18 protein-coding genes are annotated in these 18539 nt (G+C 31.4%); 1 reads left to right on the top strand and 17 read right to left on the bottom strand.

The genetic code is table 11. The annotated features are described in order from the left end of the window. Window positions 1–366: 366 nt before the first annotated feature. The 9 genes from FP435_RS03485 to FP435_RS03445 form a co-directional block, all read right to left on the bottom strand. Complete coding sequence (locus FP435_RS03485) at window positions 367–1434, bottom strand: zinc-ribbon domain-containing protein (protein WP_265484464.1); 1068 nt, start codon at window positions 1432–1434, stop codon at window positions 367–369. A 20-nt stretch (window positions 1435–1454) separates the two neighbouring features. Further along, a complete protein-coding gene (locus tag FP435_RS03480) occupies window positions 1455–2216 on the bottom strand; it encodes a hypothetical protein (RefSeq protein ID WP_265484463.1) in 762 nt (253 codons plus the stop codon). Window positions 2217–2284: 68 nt separating this feature from the next. Next, complete coding sequence (locus FP435_RS03475) at window positions 2285–3085, bottom strand: hypothetical protein (RefSeq protein ID WP_265484462.1); 801 nt, start codon at window positions 3083–3085, stop codon at window positions 2285–2287. 198 nt (window positions 3086–3283) lie between these two features. Beyond that, window positions 3284–3724, bottom strand: coding sequence for a hypothetical protein (locus FP435_RS03470; protein WP_265484461.1), 441 nt, complete (start codon window positions 3722–3724; stop codon window positions 3284–3286). A 199-nt stretch (window positions 3725–3923) separates the two neighbouring features. Continuing rightward, window positions 3924–5402: a hypothetical protein gene (locus FP435_RS03465; protein WP_265484460.1), complete on the bottom strand. Its 1479-nt coding sequence runs from the start codon at window positions 5400–5402 to the stop codon at window positions 3924–3926. A gap of 60 nt (window positions 5403–5462) precedes the next feature. After that, window positions 5463–6233: a zinc ribbon domain-containing protein gene (locus FP435_RS03460; RefSeq protein WP_265484459.1), complete on the bottom strand. Its 771-nt coding sequence runs from the start codon at window positions 6231–6233 to the stop codon at window positions 5463–5465. Window positions 6234–6460: 227 nt separating this feature from the next. Further along, window positions 6461–7471: a hypothetical protein gene (locus FP435_RS03455; protein ID WP_265484458.1), complete on the bottom strand. Its 1011-nt coding sequence runs from the start codon at window positions 7469–7471 to the stop codon at window positions 6461–6463. Between the two features lie 102 nt (window positions 7472–7573). Further along, a complete protein-coding gene (locus tag FP435_RS03450; protein ID WP_265484457.1) occupies window positions 7574–8350 on the bottom strand; it encodes a hypothetical protein in 777 nt (258 codons plus the stop codon). A gap of 2 nt (window positions 8351–8352) precedes the next feature. Continuing rightward, entirely contained in the window at window positions 8353–8952 is a 600-nt protein-coding gene (locus tag FP435_RS03445; RefSeq protein ID WP_265484456.1) for a helix-turn-helix domain-containing protein, read from the bottom strand. A 168-nt stretch (window positions 8953–9120) separates the two neighbouring features. Here FP435_RS03445 and FP435_RS03435 point away from each other — a divergent pair, with 168 nt between their 5' ends. Continuing rightward, a complete protein-coding gene (locus FP435_RS03435) occupies window positions 9121–9987 on the top strand; it encodes a LysR family transcriptional regulator (protein ID WP_322573200.1) in 867 nt (288 codons plus the stop codon). An 83-nt stretch (window positions 9988–10070) separates the two neighbouring features. Here FP435_RS03435 and FP435_RS03430 read toward each other — a convergent pair whose 3' ends face one another. The 8 genes from FP435_RS03430 to FP435_RS03395 all read right to left on the bottom strand — a co-directional run bounded on the left by FP435_RS03430 (window position 10071) and on the right by FP435_RS03395 (window position 18457). After that, window positions 10071–11075: an alpha/beta hydrolase gene (locus FP435_RS03430; RefSeq protein WP_265484455.1), complete on the bottom strand. Its 1005-nt coding sequence runs from the start codon at window positions 11073–11075 to the stop codon at window positions 10071–10073. Between the two features lie 127 nt (window positions 11076–11202). Further along, the gene (locus FP435_RS03425) at window positions 11203–12048 is read right to left on the bottom strand and encodes an alpha/beta hydrolase (protein ID WP_265484454.1); all 846 of its coding nucleotides are present in this window, start codon (window positions 12046–12048) and stop codon (window positions 11203–11205) included. Between the two features lie 19 nt (window positions 12049–12067). Beyond that, a complete protein-coding gene (locus FP435_RS03420) occupies window positions 12068–12841 on the bottom strand; it encodes a hypothetical protein (RefSeq protein WP_265484453.1) in 774 nt (257 codons plus the stop codon). Window positions 12842–13262: 421 nt separating this feature from the next. Beyond that, window positions 13263–14876 (bottom strand): peptide ABC transporter substrate-binding protein, encoded by a 1614-nt coding sequence (locus FP435_RS03415; RefSeq protein WP_265484452.1) that lies wholly within the window; start codon window positions 14874–14876, stop codon window positions 13263–13265. 280 nt (window positions 14877–15156) lie between these two features. Beyond that, on the bottom strand, window positions 15157–15861 hold the full coding sequence (locus FP435_RS03410; protein WP_265484451.1) for a YoaK family protein: 705 nt from the start codon (window positions 15859–15861) through the stop codon (window positions 15157–15159). Between the two features lie 18 nt (window positions 15862–15879). Further along, entirely contained in the window at window positions 15880–16569 is a 690-nt protein-coding gene (locus tag FP435_RS03405) for a YoaK family protein (protein ID WP_265484450.1), read from the bottom strand. 37 nt (window positions 16570–16606) lie between these two features. Beyond that, window positions 16607–17191, bottom strand: coding sequence for a peptidylprolyl isomerase (locus FP435_RS03400; protein WP_265484449.1), 585 nt, complete (start codon window positions 17189–17191; stop codon window positions 16607–16609). A 72-nt stretch (window positions 17192–17263) separates the two neighbouring features. Beyond that, entirely contained in the window at window positions 17264–18457 is a 1194-nt protein-coding gene (locus FP435_RS03395) for an acetate/propionate family kinase (protein ID WP_265484448.1), read from the bottom strand. Window positions 18458–18539: the final 82 nt, after the last annotated feature.

The raw sequence follows: 18539 nt of genomic DNA, 5'->3' as shown, positions 1-18539 counted from the left end.
TAACTTAATTGTTTCACACTGTCTAAACTCCTCATTAGCTTTTTTTAGTTATTGGTTATTATTCCTGTTGTAGCAGTACTTTACTGGGAATGGCAAAAAATTAATACTATCGGTGTAAAACTCAATTTGTTATCTTATTCTAAAATATTTACCCAATTTTCTTAAAAATATACTATTATATTAAATAAAAAAATAGCCTATTTTTTTGATTTTTAGCAAAAAAGTTTCACAGCTCTTTACTAAGCAGCGATGTAGTAAGATAAAAAGACCTAAAAGTATTAAACTTCTAGGTCTTAAATGATTATTTTAGGAAATGTTTACCGTATTTCATTAATTAGGACTTCTTCTTTACGCCAAAATTCTATCTTATTTTACATCTACATCTGTATCCCACTTAGGAGTTACGATGTAATCAAAATCATCATCGTCAGAGCTCCATTTAATTACTCCGGAATCTGAATTTGCACCATAAGTATTAAAATCTGCTAGTTGGTCAATTAACCCTTTGATAGGTTTAGATTTTACTGTCTTACCATCAACCACAGTGGTTAAATAGAATTCTCCATCTTCATCTGGATCATATTTCTTATGAGAAGAAGAGGAGCTTTCATCATTACCCCCACGAAAATATGTTCTAATGGTTTCACCATTCTTATCCAATGTACCTTCTTTTTCATGGATACCATTAAAATAAATCTTACTATAAGCTGGTCCTTTTATTTTTACACTATATGTTTTTACATCCAGGAATACTGGATCGTTATTAACTATATCGACAGTCTTGTTAGTTTCTTGTTTCTGTTTATTATAGACAGTTATATCATACATTCCTGCTAAAAGATTTACCTGTTTCTTGCCATTAGATTTTATTTTTCCCATATTAGTCCCATTGATATAAAGTAAATCATTGTCATCATCTGTATTAATTACAGGACTATAGGTTCTAACTTTTAATGAATATTTAGGGAAAATCATAAAATAATTTCCATTTCTCACTAATTGAAGAGTTTCTTTAGAATTTGGTTGTTTTAAAGAATTAACTAGGTAATCTTTTAAACTCTTTTTATCACTTTTGTTAAGATATTCATAAGATGTTTGCAAAGGCTTTAAAGTTTCTGGAGTAATTTTAACAGTCGAATTATCAGTAATAACATAGTTTTTTAATTTAGGAGAATTAGTAGTAAGAGCATTTACAATTCTAGAAGCCTGACTATCCTGACTATAATATTTGGTGCCAGCAAATCCTAGAGCTGCCACAATTACTAATATTCCAATGTAAATTAAATATTTTATTTTTTTCTTTTTTGATTTTAAGGGTTTAGGATTGGGAGCTGTTGGGGAATTTTGAGAATTGTTGGTAACTTGACCACAATTTCCACAAACTTTATCAGTAGGTTTTAGGGGATGGCCACAATTTGTACAAAATTTTTTCATTTTTATTTTTATAATCCTCTCTAATCATCAACTTCTTCAGGTGTTGTAGGGAAGCCACTAACTTTAACTTTTATTGGAGTTAGATCCACATTATATTTAGATAATAATTTTGTATCTCCATCTAACATTACCTCTACTTTTTCACCATTAATTAATTCTTGGGTAGTTGGAGAATAGGTCACATAATATTTTGAACCAGTAAAAATATTTTCCGTTGCGTAATTATAATTTTTCTCTGGGATACAACTATCCATCCAAGCTTGCCAATCTTTCCAAACTTGGGCTGCCTTTTTATCTTTTTCTACTAGTCCTAACCAATCCTGATATTCATAGACTACTTCCTCTGAAACATCTCTATATCTTTTTCCTAAGTTAACATGGTTAAAAAATCCACTAGTAGCTGCTACATTTTGGAGTAGTTTGGGATGACTTTTAAAATACTTATAACTCTCCGACTTTCCATCTCCATTTTTATACATAATTGAAAATATATTATTCACTATAGACACTGTTGACTCAATTGAAACTCTTTTTACTGGAGCTTTTGTAAACGTTCCATCCTCAGTGTTATAGGTTACACGCTTATATTTATAATATCCAAAGGTTATATTCTCTTTATAAAAGGGACTATTAGGGTTATATTTGGGAGAATTATGCAGATGAATCCCAATTATTACAAGAATTGCTACAATAATACCACCAGTAATTAAGATTATTTTATTATGATTTGTTCTTCTTCCTTTAGAAAAAGAAGAAGGAGCTTTTAAATTGTTATCTTCCATTTTTCACCAAACAAAAGACGGCTGAGTTGTTGACTCATCCGTCTTTATTACTTTCTAAACCAGATATACTACTTAATTACGAGACTTGTCGCACGAATCCAGTAGCTTTTACCGTAGACTTTGTAATAAGTTTTACCCTTAATTGTTTTCTTTTGATTTAATTTATAAGTATGGTGTCCGTAAACCTTAGTTCGAGTAGTCTTTCCAGTTGAAGTGTAAGTGGTAACCTTGGCATTCTTTCTGCCTCTAACGTAGCCTTTTAAGTTAACCTTCTTTACTGAAGAAGCTGAGGTATTGTTTTCAACTTTAATTGGGACGACAATTGAGGCGGCGTTCTCATTACCACGCCCTTCATATCCTAAATCCATTTTATCTCCACTAACAATATGTGGTTCTGGTGCCCCATTATCACCTGTATCCCATACATATAATGACCATTCTTTGCCTACATAATTTCCCCAATTCCCTTGTTGTAATAATCTGCTATAGTGAGAGCCATTTTTCACATTAAAAGTTAGCACAGCACTATAACTTTTTCCTTTTCTTAAGGGAGTATTTACACTTAGAGCTTCTGTGTAGTCTGGATCACCATTATCCATATTCGCATAAACTGACATTCCCAACATTTTTGTTACTTTACTTACATTAGAAGTAACATCGCTAACTGGACGTAGAGCAAGAGAACCAACTGTTTCCCCATTTTTAGCAACAAGATATGGAGTCTTTTTCTTAAGCCATAAGGTTGCAGTTTGATCATCATCGTCTGCGGCTTGAACAATGTTTGGATGAATGCTGTTTGCCACAACACCAGTTAAAGGAGTTACTCCTAATAATGCAGCTACAACCAATCCTAAGTATTTCTTCTTCATGTCTTTTGTCTCTCCTATATTAATATAATTTTTTCAAATTCTACTTTACTATTAAAAATCACATCTGTCTTGAAATCTTCCATATTGATATAATACAAGCGTTATTTAAAATTACTTCTACTTATCATTAATTTTTTAAACAAAAAGGTTGATTCCAACTAATAATTGCAATCAACCTAATAAACTAGAGACACTAACTTATCTTCTATAATGCTTCAAAGCAGCTGACTTACTTTTATAATAAGTCTGCATAGCACTCGCATCCCTTAAACTTTGGTGATTAGATGAAAGGTTTAGAGGATAAATTCGTCCACCAATGTAGTAAAAAGTCAAAGTATTTCCTTTACTACTAATTAAAACTTTACTTGGAATTGAAAGTGAGGTAGCTCTATATGCCTTAGAAGAATACTTGTATACTCGAGCATTTACTCCATCTAATTTAATTCTAGTACTATTAATCTTATAGGCATGAACTTTCTTTCTAGATGTTGCTAAATACCAAGTACCTCTAAATCTTTTGGGAACAGTTGTTGTTTTTAAGACACTAGCTTGAGCAGATTTCACATTAACTTTATCTGAAACTCCGACTACGCCAATAAAAACTAATAATGCAATCCCTAATAACTTTAAGCGTTTCATTTTGTATCTCCTATATTAATATAATTTTTTTCAAATTCTACTTTACTCCCAAAAATTACATCTGTCTTGAAATCTTCTATATTGAAATAATACATTTGTTATAAAATTAAAACTCGATAAATTTTACTTCAACTTAAATAATTCTTTTGCTTCGTTAATTTAAGCCATAAATCAATTTTATTTAACGTGTTACCTCTAATTATTTACGTGATAATTTTCTAGACAATTGTCTATTAGTAGTATTAAGGGCTTCATTCATACCATCTAATTTTCTATTCGTATTTCCCAGTTGTCTATTTGTTTCATCTACCTTAGAAGTAAGCGATGTATTTACTGCTACATTTGCTGCTATGCCACTTTGAATAGTTCTCTTAATTCTTTTAGCATTCGCATTAATAGACGAAGTGATATTATCAGCACTATTTTTCATATCGGTATCTATAACATTAACACCCTGCTTAATATCCTTTAGTTCTTCCTTAATATTTTCAATCCCATTACGAATTTCTTGATGTTGCTCAATAATTATCTCTAATTTATCTGATACGTTTCGAAAACCTTTTTCAACAGTATTTCTCATTAAAGTACTATTACGTTCAATATCTTGACGTAATGCTAAATTTTCTTCTGCTCGTCCCCAACGATCCTCAGCAAGCCGAACAGCATCCCCCGCAGTTAGTGCTTGCTCAGTACGAACAAGTTCATATAACTCTGCATAATATTTTAAATTACCAAACCGCTTTGCTGGAACATCAATAAACAAATCTTCTTTCGATTTAAGTAACTTTCTGAATTTTTTTGCTTGCTTTAAGTAATAAGTACATTGATCTTTCAGATACTCATAATTTTTAATTTTAATCTTATTTTGCCCAATTATAGCCGGAAGTTCTTTTACTGCTCTCTCTGCCCCAGCTCTACGCCTTTTATTTTCCTCTATTCTCTCATTTCGGCTAGTAACTTGTATCTGATACTCTTCATATTTTTTCTGTGCAGCAATCTTTTCTCTATACTCAGATATAGCTAGTTCATAGTTTTTTATCTTTTGATTGTATTCAGCCATCTTTTGATTATACTCACGCTTAGGCACCGTTTTTCTAAATATAATAATAATACCAATAATAACGATCAATCCTACAATACATCCAATATTCTCTGCTTTACCAGAAGCCAAGAAATTAAACAAAGTTTGATCATTTTTAGAAGGATTTTTCATTATTGATAATGCTATAATTTTGCTTTGAATTATCTTAGATAGTCCATAAGCCCATAAAACTAAAGGTATAAAGATTAATAGAGCATACTCCCACCACTTCCACTTGTGCATAGGTTTATAATCAGGTTTCTTCAATTTACGAAGCTCATCTTGTTTTTTCTTTAATTGTTGTCTATATTCCAGGATTTTTATAGTAGTATTATTCGGTGTTTCGTCGCTTAGAACTGGCTGAGTTTTTTCTATTTTGGGAACAGATACTGCTTTAAATTTTCCTGAATTGTTTTTAGCGTTTGTTAGGTCTATTTTATTACCACTCATAACTTTTTGAAAAAAATTAATTTCAGAATTTATATCCCTGATTTTATTATGTAAATCTATAATATTCTGGTTATTTTTCTCTGTTTCTTTAATTACAAGATATGTTTGCTTAATTTTATAGAGTAACGCTTGCTTTTTGTCATTCATTTTTCTATCCACCATTTTACTAAAAGTAATCCAATTAATTATTAAACTTAAATAATACTTTTAACTCTTAACTTCCATTTTATCTACTAAATTCTTCACTTCATCGCTATCTTTAACTTGCTGAATTTCTTTAGCACTTAAGGTTGCAAAGGGAGTTACATGGCGCGTTGCAGAATCTTTTGAAGATTGCTCGTAACAATAAACAGTTGATCCATCTGAACTTATCCGATATTCAAGAATTTCTCCACCATTTTGCCCGTCACTGGTAAACATATAACTTACTCCCGTTCCAGGCTCAGAATAATTTTCATTTTCTGCGCTTGCTTGAATTACATTGACTTCAAGACTATCTTGAGTTGCAAAACTCTTCCAGCCTTCACTTTTTTTTCCACCTAGTAATAAAACAGAAGAAGCTAATGTTTTAGGACCAATGTTTGCTACAGTTGCTCCATCACCGTCATCTTCATTATTATCAGATGCCGCATCTTCTTGATTACTACTGCTACCAGCATTAATACTTTGTGCACTATCAGAACTTGTTACTGAAGAAGAGTTTTTTGTTTCCATCACTGCCGAGTTATTTGAATTATCCATATTTTGATAAACTAGATATCCACCTTCGGCTAAAAGTGCTACCACACCAATTCCAATAAACCATTTATAAGCAGAATGATTTTTCTTACTAGCTTGCTTAGCTGGTTGCCTCATAGATCCCCTATTTTTAGTAGATTGATTAATTTGCTCTACTGGAGTAAGGGGTGTCCCACAATTTCCACACACCTTATCAGTATTCTTAACTGGATGACCACAATTTGAACAAAATTTATTCATTAATATCCCTCATTTTTACATTCAATAATCCTTACTTTATCATTAAAGTTTATTTTCGTCTTAAAATCTTCCACATTGAAATAATCCGCCTGTTATATCTACTACCTACAAATAAAGGATAAGCCGATTTTATTACTAGCTTATCCTTTATTATCCTTATTTATTTGTAACTAATTTTCGCCGGTCAGTTCTCTCTTTGATTTTTTAACAATCATAATTCTACTAGTTTAGTAGATGGAGTAGCCATCATAGGGGTGCGCATAAATCCAATTTATATGTTCTACATCCATTTGCGTTACAACAAATTGTGAATTTAACATTTTTTCAGACACGTAATTTTCATCTTCATCTTCTCCATATTCCTCTAATCCATGGAACGCAGAGATATCATTTGTGCCATAAGTTTTATAAATATCCTCGAAAAAGGCATCATTATAACCAATACCGATAATTTGTCCTAATTGACTCGCTATTTCATTAATTTTTCTTTGCTTGGACATATTTTTAGTAAGTACACAAATATTTGCAACATCATCATTTAAACGAGCTTGACCTTTTTTCTTCTTGTGAACTTGACCGTTACCATCCCAATACTTAATATGTCTTGATTTTATTAGTTTTTTATCTGTAACTTCAATTAATTCCGATCCAGTCCAAGATTTATTTCCATCATATTCTTCAGAATAAGGATCATCACAAATCACAATATTAGCATACTTTTTTGAAGTTGAACGAAACTTGGCATGTTTCATTGAATTAACAAGATTAAATTTAAAACCTGGCTTCCACATTTTAATTGCCGCCTTTACTTCTGGCAACAAAGACTTATCCTTTACGTAGATATTTGCTGAACGTTTTTTTAAATTACGATGCGCCATTCCTTCATAGGGATATAAATATTTCTTACTAATATAATTAATATACATATTCCAATTATCTGGATTCTCTCCACGTTGCCAATCTTCATATCCCGGAACTTTACTTTTATTATACACATCATTGTATAAATCAACCTTTGCTTTTATATGTTTTGGAGTATCATCTTCCCAAGGATGGAAATTAGTAAAATAAAGAGACTGAATAGAATGGACTTGGTGATCCCATGCTCGATCCCATGGCAGAGTTGTACCTACATTATTAGCTGCTTGTACCTTTTGAAGTACCCCGATTGGATGCACAATTGATATACCACCTAAAAGTAACCCCATTCCTACTAAAGTTGATAAAAATTTCTTCATGTCTTTTGTCTCTCCTACTATTAATATAATTTTTTCATGTTCTACTTTACGCCCAAAAATTACATCTGTCTCAAAATCTTCTACATCGAAATAATACAAGCGTTATCTAATCAATTGTAAAAATTCTTTCTTTAAACCAGCTATCGATACTTGATTCTCAATCCACTTTACTGTCTTAAAATCCCTTTTTCTTTTAGCTACTAGATATTGAACGGCTAATTTTTGAAGAAAAATATTTGGGGTAGTTTTCAATGAATCCAAAACCTCTATTCCATATTCCTTTAAAGAAGACCTTTTATTCGCTTTACTTAACAAAAAAGCTACTACGATATCAGCAATCAGCCTTACAGTAGAATTTGCTACATCTTTTTCATCATATTTATAGAATATTTTTTCAACTATTACTGCGAAATTATCATTTGGATACAATTTTAAGCTGACTAGTAAACACCACAAAAAGTTATCATCGTAGTCTTTTAACTTAAAAAGTAATTTTTTAACGTTTTCATTTTCTGTAAGTTTCTCACCTTTTAATGATCGAATCATTTCTTTTATTAATAAATTAAGTAACCTGCTTTTCACTTCTAAATTATTAAAAAGAATACTTAAGCTTGCGACATCTTTATTTAAGAAGTAATAGAGTGCTTGATCTTGATAATAACGAACGGTTTTTTCAACAGTAGAATATTCTCCTAGAAATTTCATCTTTGTAATATGATTATTATCTAAAATATTTATTAAATCTTCCGCAAATATTGTCGTATCTTCACGCTCAATTCTTGAGAGAGCCGATACACTAATTGTATTCTTCCCCACTAGGTTGCTTTGAGTAAGTCCTAAAGTTCGTCTAAGTAATAATAGTTTTCTTGAAATTAACATTCTTATCTTTGTCTATCCTCATTATTTAACTCAGGTAACTCTTTACTGATTTTTTCATAGCCATTGAAAGTTAAAAGTTCTTTAATCGTACTAATTTTCTTAGTATTTTTCTCAAAGAGTGCATGATAATATTGCGCACACAACTTTTCAATAGCTAAAATTGGATATGGGGGCAATCTTTCAATAAATTTAATCACTTTTTTACCCTCAGCTACCCAACTATTAACATAGCAATGATGTAAATACCTAATAGCTAAATCTGCTACTTCAGCTTTTTTATCAATCTTATTTTCTTCAGCTTCTTTAAATAAAAGCTCCATTAAATCCCAACTATCTTTTTGGGGTAAGGTAAGCAGACTAGTTTCTAAAACATCAAGAGTTGTTTTATCAATTTCTGGATTATTAATTTCAAAAAAGTCTTCTAAAGAAATTCCATTTCTATTCAGCATTGTTAATAAAGCATCTATTTTAACTTTACTAATATCCCGCTCAACTTTAGAATAATAAGATTCAGTCATCACTCCTTCTGACATCTCTGTTTGTGTTAATCCTAAAAAAAGTCGAACCGTTTTTAAACGTTCTCCAATTCTCATTTCTCTCATCCCTTCTACACTTCTATAATAGTGATTTACCAATAAAAGTCAGAAAATCTTCTATATCGAAAATTATTTGAGGGAAAATAACGTTTTATTAAATTAAATTATCTATAATTTAATAAACTACTTTATTTCTTGAATACTAGCATCTAAATTTTGCTATAATAATCAATTATGGAAATTCGAGTATTAAGATATTTTTTGGCAGTTTGTGAAGAAAAAAATTTTTCCCGTGCAGCAAAGAAATTATTAATTTCACAGCCTGCTCTTTCAAAACAAATTAAAGATTTAGAAACAGAATTAGGAGTTAAGTTATTTATTAGAGATCATCAGTTAAAACTGACTCCTGAAGCTTATTTTTTACGTCAAAAGGCTCAAGATATCGTCAATTTAAGTGATCTTACTGCACAAACTCTCAAAAAAGATAAAATAATTAGTGGAGTTTTACGTATTGGTGCAGGAGAAAGTCCTGAATTGGGAAATTTAATGAAAATTTTAGGCGAACTAGGTAAAAATAAAAATGTTCAAATTATGATGGAAGATGGAAATGCCGATCAAATCGAAGCTAAAATAGAAAATGGGCTCCTTGATTTTGGGGTAGTGATGGGTAATCGCCAATTAAGTAATTTTAATACTATTGTTTTACCTCAAAAAAATGAATTTGTTGCTTATTTTAAAGATAATTTACCTCTTGCAAAAAAGGTTGCTCTCACTTCAGAGGATTTGATTAACTATCCTTTAGGAATAAGCAGTCAACGAATGGTTAATGATAAATTTAAAGTCTGGGCACAAGAAAACTTCGATAAATTAGATTTTTATGCGTTATCTAACTTAGCTTACAATTCTATTTTAATGGCTTATGAAACAAATACGGTCGTTATTACTTACAAAGGTTTACCCGCTATTAAAGATCCTCACTTTATTTATCGTCCACTCTCACCAAGAGTTTTTGATTTAAATACTCTAATTTGGAAGAAAAATATTCAATTAACTTCTTTAAACAGCAAATTTTTGGAAAAGCTTAAAGACTCTTTGCACTAAATTTAATCAAAAACAGACTATCCGTTTTAGAATAGTCTGCCTTTATTACAAATCTGAATTTTTATCTTTCAAGATGACTCAACCTATAGATTCTTTTTAAAGAATGACTCTAATTTATCAAAAGGAATTTTGTCCATTTGGTCATATAAATCTACATGTGTTGCATCAGGAACCACTATTAATTCCTTCTGAGTTCTTAAACGATCATATGCTTCTTGTGCCATATAACGTGAATGCGCCTTTTCTCCAGTAACAATCAAAGCTGGAGCAGTAATTTTCTCAATTTTTTGTTGCAAAGGAAAGTTGTAATAACTCACAGGAGTAGTTGCATCCCAGGCTGAATTAGAATTAATTGAACGTGGATGAAAAGCTCTTACTTTGTAATACTCAAAAAATTGAGTAGTTACTGGATCTGCTCCATTCGGTAAGGTACTCCCAAATAATTTAGGTGCATAAATTGGATTATTATCTTCATCAAATGGTAATTCATGTAGACCAGTAATTTGCTCTCCTTGATCTACTTCTTTCCATCTCATTTCTGCCAAATATTCTTTTTCTTTTTTCTGTTGTTCAGCTGTTTTTGTATTATTAAGACCTTTCCACATTGAATCAGCCATATCATACATTACACTTGTGGCAACTGCTTTAAGGCGTATATCAATTGAAGCGGCTGTTAAAACATGTGAACCCAACCCACAAATACCAATGGCACCAATCCGCTCTCTGTCAACAAAATTTTGTTTTCCGAGAAAATCTACTGCTGCACTAAAATCTTCTACGAAAATATCACTACTTGCGACATCCCGTCTTTTACCAGAACTTTCCCCAGTCATTGATTGATCAAAAGCTACTGTTACAAAGCCTCTTTCTGCTAAAGTTTGAGCGTAAAGACCACTGGCCTGTTCTTTAACTGCTCCAAAGGGACCAGAGATAGCAATTGCGGCATGTTTTTTACTATCATCAAAATTTGAAGGTATATATAAGTGACCCGCTAAGGTAAAGCCATATCTATTTTCAAAGTGAACATTTTGAACATCAATTTTAGGATTTATTTTGAAAACTCGCGTATCATTAGCTAATTTACTCATAAATTTCCACCCTTTCTTTTAATAAAATTATAAACTAAATTATTAATCAAAGATAATACTTATTAGTTAGTAACTCCAATAACTTTTTGCTATGAAAAAACATCCCTCTCACAAGGGATGTTTTATCTTACTTCCATAAAAAATTAATTAAATATTTATCTACTTCTTTATTCTCATGCAATTTACTATGTTGAGCATTTTTTCCAGTTATTTCAATTTCTTTATATGATTTAGCTCGCCCATTAATTAAATATTTATATGATTGCGCCGAGGCTACTGAAACAGAGCCATCTGATTTCGAACCATCTTTTTTATCACCGTAAATATTTAAAACCTGGCTATTTTTAGGATAAGTCTTTCTCAAAGAAAGTAAATTTTTAAAACTTTCTGCGTACTCATCCGGCTCACCTGTTTGCTTATTTTTTATTTTTGCTTTCCGGCCTACTTCTTCACCTAAATAACCATTATAATGGCCGGCAATTGAAACTACTTTATTAATTTGTGGGAGGTTCTTGTTATTGTAATTATCTTTAATATAATTAGCAATCATCAAATTTCCCATTGAATGTCCTACTAAATTAATCTTTTGGTAGTGATATTTTTGCTCAAAAGCTACAATTACATCCTTAACATAGCTAACATTACCACTCCTATTATCTTCTAAATTTACTTCTACGATTGGATTTTTGGTACTTTTTGCCATTGTCTTGTTAAAACTCACTTTACCGTCAGCACTAACATTAGCTCGAATTACCGTATGAGTTACATCAGCTTTTAAAGCTGCATTAGTCATTTGGTGTTCAGCATTTGCACTAGAACCATAGCCATGAAAAAAGAAGGTAGGAATACTACTAGTATTTGTTAAGGTTAACTTTTGCTTAACATTCGGCTTAGCTCCAGTATTTTTACCGCATCCTGTAATTACTAATAGGAGGATTGCCAAGGATAAAATTAAACTAAATTTCTTCTTCATAATTACTCCTTTTCTCTCCCTAAAATGGAAGGTCATCATGATTAGAATGATCATACTTTTCTACAATTGCTTCTCGAATTAAAGGTACACAAGTGAATACGTCTTTTTGGGTTTCTGGATAAAGTTCCAATAAAGTTAATAAATAATCAAAAAATAGTTGAGCAAAATTCTGTGCACTTTCATCTTGAAGCAAATGGGAACCGCCAAAGATTTTAAAGTCAAGCTCAGCTATCAGCGGAAACTGGGTAGCAGCTAATACTCCTTCAATTCCATCACTTCTTTTATAAGTTAAAGGATCTTTCTCCTCTTCTCTAATAAACTTATTAAGAGCTATTACTTTTTTGGGAGCATCCTCAAAAGTAATCCATTTTTCTGGATTAAATTCTTTAGTCGGTTTAAAACTTTTCATTAAACCCTCTAAATAGTCTAAACTCCGATTCGCAAAATCTAAAGGAAAATAGAAACGATCTATTTGATCAGCACTTACTACTAAAGCCTCAAACATATCAAAAAGTTTTGCTACTAATTGACCTTTTTGATAGGTCGTTGCTAAATAATTTGTTCCTGGTGTTTGCACAAATAAAGTAATCCATGTTCTCTCAAAGTCGGCTGCTTGTTTTTGCGCAGTTTGCAAAAATAATTCTTGCCGCTTCAGCTCTTGAAAAGTTTGTTGAAAGCCACTATCACCTCGAGGTACTTTATAAGCAATAATATTTTCACCTTTAGGCGTAGTAAAGATATTTAATAATTTAGCTTTAGAAAATTTATTATTAAAATTATTGACGTTAGCCACTGAAATTCCTTTCTAAACTCTGAAATACATGCGAATAAGTATAACCTAATTTATAAACTTGAGCAATTGAAAAATATTTTTAAATGAATTTAAATATTTTTCAAAAAATTCTTCCATTAAAAAATTCTCGTGTTATAATCATTATTGATATGTATCATCATTCTTAGATACATATCATCTCCTAATCTTGCATTAGTAAGATATTTGGAAGTTTAATATTTTAACTTTTTTTATAAAATTAGCTACTATCTCTAATTTTATAATATCATCTCTTTTCTTTAAATGTTAATTTAATTAACATTCAACATTATACTTTGTTTTAATTAAATGCACCTTCTCTAATTCTTCAACTGAAGGTGTATTTTTTTGTACAAAAAAGGTGAAATTCATTTTATTTAGCAGAATTTCACCTTTTATTTCATTATTTAACTTTTACATTCCAATAGTAAACGACATTACCATATGGAGATAATTGGAAGTTCTTAACGTTAGACTTTAATAAGTAAGAAGTTGCAGATTGATATAATGGAACTGCAAAAGCATCCTTCTTAATTAATTGATTTTCAGCCTTAATTAGAGATTGAAGTCTCATCTTCGGATTAGTGGCATATTTTGAGCGTGCATTATCAATTTCATTCCAGAAATTATCATTGTGATAATCAGGAGCTAAGTTAAACAGACCACCAACAGTTAAGAAATCAATTGGATCTTCATAACTTGGTTGCCAAGTACCATAAACCATATCATAATTATGATTTGTAGTATTAGCCAGACGTGACTTAAGTGGCATTGAGCGTACTTTTACAGTCAAGCCTGGGAGATTTTCCATTAAATTACTTTGTAAAAATTCTCCAACTGCCTTAGAATCTGTAATATCTGAAGTTAGCAATTCAATTGTAATCTTTTTACCAAGATCTTTTTGGGCTAACTTCCATTCTTTACGTGCTGCTGCAACATTATAAGTTACTACATCCCCAGCATCTTTTCGGTAATCATTACCAGTTGCTTGGTCTGTAATAAAGTCTGAAGCAACAATACCATTAGAAACTTTGCCGGCAAATAATACATCATTTACTAATTGCTTCTTATTAATTGCTTGACTGATGGCACGACGTACATGCACATTACCTGATACTTTACGCTTTAAGTTAAAACTCATATACCCATTAGTTGGAGTAATCTTTGAATGATACTCATCATTATTACGATATTGTTTTACATAAGCAGAAGAAAGTGGAGTATAAGAAATTTCATTAGATTTAAACATATTAATTCCAGTTGACGTTTCCTTAACAACTTGGTAATTTACCTTACTTAAATTAACAATCTTTTTATTCCAGTAAGTTTTATTTTTATTTAAAGACCACTTCAAGTTAGATCCGGTCCATCCCTTAACTACAAATGGACCATTGTAAGCCATTTTGTCACTACTTGTACCATACTTTGAGCCATATTTTTTTACTAAATTGGTATCTTGTGGGTAAAATTGTGCTCCTTCCAAAATTTGAGGAAGATAAGGAATTGGATTTTCTAAAGTAACTTGTAATTTATATTTTCCAATCGCCTTAACACCCAGTTTACTTGGAGATTGCTTTCCTTGTGCAATTGCATCACCATTTTTAATAATCGCATAACTATCTGCATCCAAAGATTGACTCTTCGGATCAACAGTTCTTTGCCAACCTGTTACATAGTCTTGAGCAACAACAGGATCACCATTTGACCATTTTGCATTTTTTCTTAAAGAAAATGTGTAAACTTTTTGATCTTTTGAACGACTAACAGCAGTCGCTCCAGCTAGCTGAGGTTTATTATTTTTATCAAAGCGATAAAGTCCTTCAACAGTATTTTGTAAAATTTCTGAACTTGTAGTATCACCATACTTACTTGAATCCAAGGTTGAGATTTCATTCGGCGTTGAAGTATTCAAACTCGCAGTATCCGAACTAGTCGCATTTTTATTTCCACATGCTGCTAAGAGTGCTCCAGTAGTTAGTGTAACTAATCCAGCAGCAAAAACTTTTAATTTAGACATTTTACTATTCCTTTCCTACACAAAAGGCGAGTTAAATTCCAACATCCAGAATCTAACTCGCCTTATTAATATCCTAATATAAAAATAAATTTTAAAGAGTTAAGTTAAAATGGATGCACGTCAAATAAGTTACTATTTTCACAGCAACACATATCCATATTAACTTGGTTCAAGTTAAAATAAACCATTGTTTTCTCCCTAAATACTTATTATTTATAAGCAATAATACCTATCTTTAGTATAAATGTCAATAATTCTTTAAATAAATTATTTCTTTTTATCAACTAAAATTAATCTTCTGGGTTCTTTTTAACATTGCCAAATAAAGAATGTTAATTATTGCAATCACAACTGCTCCAAACCAAATTGTTTTCAAATAGAAAAAATTTTGTAGATAAGAAGAGACAATTGCACCAAGGGCAAATGCAATAACTAACCATAAATAGTTTTTTGCAGCACTATATTTTCCTTTATCTGCACCAAAAAAGTAAGCTGACCAAGCAACTGCAGAATTACTCAAATTTCCTGTGGTGAAGGCATTACTATAATTCATTCCTTCAATTTTACTAAAAGAAGCATTTTGAAGCGCCATACAGAAAGAAGTAGCCGGTACAATATAATAATTAGGGAAACTAGCCGGTAAAAAGCCCACAATAATACAAATCAATAAAATTGGAAATAGGCAAAACAATCGCCAATAATTGCTTTTTACATATTTATGAAATAATCCTACCATTAATAATCCAATACTAAAAGCTACAAAAGTACTTCCTCTCGTCAGCATCCCTTTAACATTTTCTGTTACTACAGATTCACCAAAAAAAATTACATTTGCAGTTTGCTCAGCTGAAAGGGTATGCCCTCTTTGAATATACGTATAAGCGTCTACAAATCCTCCTGAAAAGGTCAGAGCAGTTGCTAAAATACGGGATTGAGATGGAACTTTTTCCGTGAAAAGTCCTTTTATTTTTTTGATTACTTTCACCCTTTATTCCCGCTTTCTTTACAAGTTTAATTTCTTTTTTCTTTTTAGCAAGAGAAAGTATCCCATATTAATTAAGGCTAATAAAATCGCCCCATACCAAATTGTCTTTAGTCCATAGCTTTTTTGTAAAAAAGCTGACACCATTGCCCCAATTGCAAAAGAAATTACTAACCACATATAATTTTGCGCAGCCGTGTATTGACTTTTATCTTCTCCAAAAAAATATGCAGACCAAGCTACCATTGATTTCTTTAGGTTTCCTGTTGTAAAAACGTTATTATAACCCATTCCTTCAATTTTACTAAAAGAAGCATTTTGAATTGCCATACAAAAAGCAATTGCCGGCACAATAATATAATTAGGAAAACTAGCTGGCAAAAAACCCACAATGATACAAATCAATAAAATTGGAAACAGACAAAAAACTCGCCAATAATTACTTTTTACATATTTATGGAATAATCCTACAATCATCAAGCCAATTGTAAAAGCAATAAATGTGCTCGCTCTTGTAACCATTCCACTAACATTTCCTCGGGCTAATGAATGGGCAAAAAAGATAACATTACCTGTTTGGCCAGCTGACAGAGTATGACCTCTTTGAATATAAGTATAAGCGTCTACAAATCCTCCTGAAAAAGTAAGCGCACTGGCTAGTAAACGCGATTCAGAAGGAATATGATCATTAATTAATCTTTTAAAACTCACTTGTACACCTTTTCATATAAAAAGGCGGTCTCCCGCCTTAATCTTCGATAGAAATTGTCTCAATAATTACATCTTCTACTGGCTTATCAGTACTGTCTTTTTTAACTTTAGCAATTTTATCAACAACCTCCATCCCTTCAATTACCTGGCCAAAGACTGTGTGTCGCCCATCAAGCCAAGGAGTTCCACCTTGCTTATACGCCTTGATAATTTCCTTAGGATAGCCCGCTCCATCTAATTCTCTGATGAAACGCTTAGGCATATTCTTATTTTGAACAATGAAAAATTGACTACCATTTGTGTTAGGACCTGAGTTTGCCATTGAAAGTGCACCACGCAAATTGAACACTTCTTTAGAAAATTCATCCTCGAAGGGATGACCCCAGATACTTTCTCCTCCAGTACCATCCCCTTCAGGATCTCCACCTTGAATCATAAAATCATTTATTACCCGATGAAAAGTAGTACCATCGTAATAACCCTTTTTAGATAAACGAACAAAATTTTCAACTGTCATTGGAGCTTGTTTTTCAAATAGCTTAATTTTAATTTGTCCTTGATTAGTATCAAGAGTTGCTACTGGACCACTTACTTTTTCTAAATTTAATTGTGGATAGCTCATATTAAACACTTCCCTTTTCTTTATCTTCTCTAATCATTATACAATTTTTAGAGAAATCATGTGAAAAAGAATCTATGCTGCACTTAAATTTGTTACTCTAACCACATCTCGTTCAATCATTAACTCTTCATTAGTTGGAATAATTAGTGCTTTAATTTTAGATTCTGGTTTACTAATTATTCCTTCTTTATTTAGCTCATTTGCTTTAAGGTCTGGTACAAGTCCAAAAATTTTCAGTCCCTCCATTACACTCTGCCGGACTCCACTGTCATGTTCACCAATCCCTGCTGTGAAGATTATCGCATCTGCACCAGCCATTTCAGTTATATAAGCTCCTACATAGCGCAAAATTCTATTTTTAAATATATTTCGCGCTAAAAGTGCTTGTCGGTTATTTAGATTATGTTTTATATCTCTCATATCCTTAGATAACTCTGAAATACCTAACAAACCAGATTTGGTTTCCAAAATATCAATCATTTTCTTCATTGGTATCTTTTCTTTTTCCATTACATATTCTAGCAAAGAAGGATCTACATCTCCTGAACGTGAACTCATTGTAATACCAGCAACAGGACTAAAACCCATTGAAGTATCATATGACTTTCCATTTTTAACTGCAGTAATAGATGCTCCAGAACCTAGATGGCAAACAATTAACTTTAAATCTGCTAAATTTTTATGCATTAATTGAGCGGCTCGCTGAGAAACATAACGAATTGAAGTACCATGAGCTCCATACTTACGAACTCCATATTTTTTATACCATTTATAGGGAACTGAATATAAATAGTGAATTGGATCAAGTGTTTGATGAAATGAAGTATCAAATACTCCTACTTCTGGAACACCTGGTAAAAGATCCATGAATTTTTTTACAACCTGACCTTCAATCCTATTATGAAGAGGAGCATACTCACCTAAATCAAAAATTTCTTGTAGATTATCTTGAGTAATTAAAGTTGAATCTTGAAAAGACTCTCCTCCTGCTACAATACGGTGGCCAATTCCTATAATTTCATTTAAATTATTAATAATTTTATATTTTTTTAGAGCACTAATTAATAATTCAACTGCAGCTTCTTGGGTGGGGATTTCTACGTTTTGAACATATTTTTGCTTATTTCTTCCTGTAAGCGTAAAAGATGCATCAGTCATTCCAATTCTATCTGCCATCCCCTCTGCTAATACTTCTTCATCTTTTAAAGCAAATAATTTAAACTTAAAAGACGAACTTCCAGTATTAATTGCTAAAACACTTTTCATAAACTTCCTCCTAACCTATGTAAATTAAAAATCAGAAACCATTTAATAATCTAGTTTCTGATTTTAATGAATTTTCTTTATT

The organism is Lactobacillus sp. PV037 (assembly GCF_014522345.1).
Taxonomy (GTDB): Bacteria; Bacillota; Bacilli; order Lactobacillales; family Lactobacillaceae; genus Lactobacillus.
Note: the sequence above shows the minus strand (reverse complement) of the source record. Positions and strands in the feature narration are given on the sequence as shown.

Excerpts from the sequence above, each read along its gene's own strand:
- FP435_RS03435 (WP_322573200.1), top strand. The coding sequence starts at position 9,121 with ATGGAAATTCGAGTATTAAGATATTTTTTGGCAGTTTGTGAAGAAAAA.
- FP435_RS03455 (WP_265484458.1), bottom strand. The coding sequence starts at position 7,471 with ATGAAGAAATTTTTATCAACTTTAGTAGGAATGGGGTTACTTTTAGGT.
- FP435_RS03465 (WP_265484460.1), bottom strand. The coding sequence starts at position 5,402 with ATGAATGACAAAAAGCAAGCGTTACTCTATAAAATTAAGCAAACATAT.
- FP435_RS03395 (WP_265484448.1), bottom strand. The coding sequence starts at position 18,457 with ATGAAAAGTGTTTTAGCAATTAATACTGGAAGTTCGTCTTTTAAGTTT.
- FP435_RS03430 (WP_265484455.1), bottom strand. The coding sequence starts at position 11,075 with ATGAGTAAATTAGCTAATGATACGCGAGTTTTCAAAATAAATCCTAAA.
- FP435_RS03475 (WP_265484462.1), bottom strand. The coding sequence starts at position 3,085 with ATGAAGAAGAAATACTTAGGATTGGTTGTAGCTGCATTATTAGGAGTA.
- FP435_RS03470 (WP_265484461.1), bottom strand. The coding sequence starts at position 3,724 with ATGAAACGCTTAAAGTTATTAGGGATTGCATTATTAGTTTTTATTGGC.
- FP435_RS03480 (WP_265484463.1), bottom strand. The coding sequence starts at position 2,216 with ATGGAAGATAACAATTTAAAAGCTCCTTCTTCTTTTTCTAAAGGAAGA.
- FP435_RS03400 (WP_265484449.1), bottom strand. The coding sequence starts at position 17,191 with ATGAGCTATCCACAATTAAATTTAGAAAAAGTAAGTGGTCCAGTAGCA.
- FP435_RS03460 (WP_265484459.1), bottom strand. The coding sequence starts at position 6,233 with ATGAATAAATTTTGTTCAAATTGTGGTCATCCAGTTAAGAATACTGAT.
- FP435_RS03485 (WP_265484464.1), bottom strand. The coding sequence starts at position 1,434 with ATGAAAAAATTTTGTACAAATTGTGGCCATCCCCTAAAACCTACTGAT.
- FP435_RS03445 (WP_265484456.1), bottom strand. The coding sequence starts at position 8,952 with ATGAGAGAAATGAGAATTGGAGAACGTTTAAAAACGGTTCGACTTTTT.
- FP435_RS03425 (WP_265484454.1), bottom strand. The coding sequence starts at position 12,048 with ATGAAGAAGAAATTTAGTTTAATTTTATCCTTGGCAATCCTCCTATTA.
- FP435_RS03450 (WP_265484457.1), bottom strand. The coding sequence starts at position 8,350 with ATGTTAATTTCAAGAAAACTATTATTACTTAGACGAACTTTAGGACTT.
- FP435_RS03415 (WP_265484452.1), bottom strand. The coding sequence starts at position 14,876 with ATGTCTAAATTAAAAGTTTTTGCTGCTGGATTAGTTACACTAACTACT.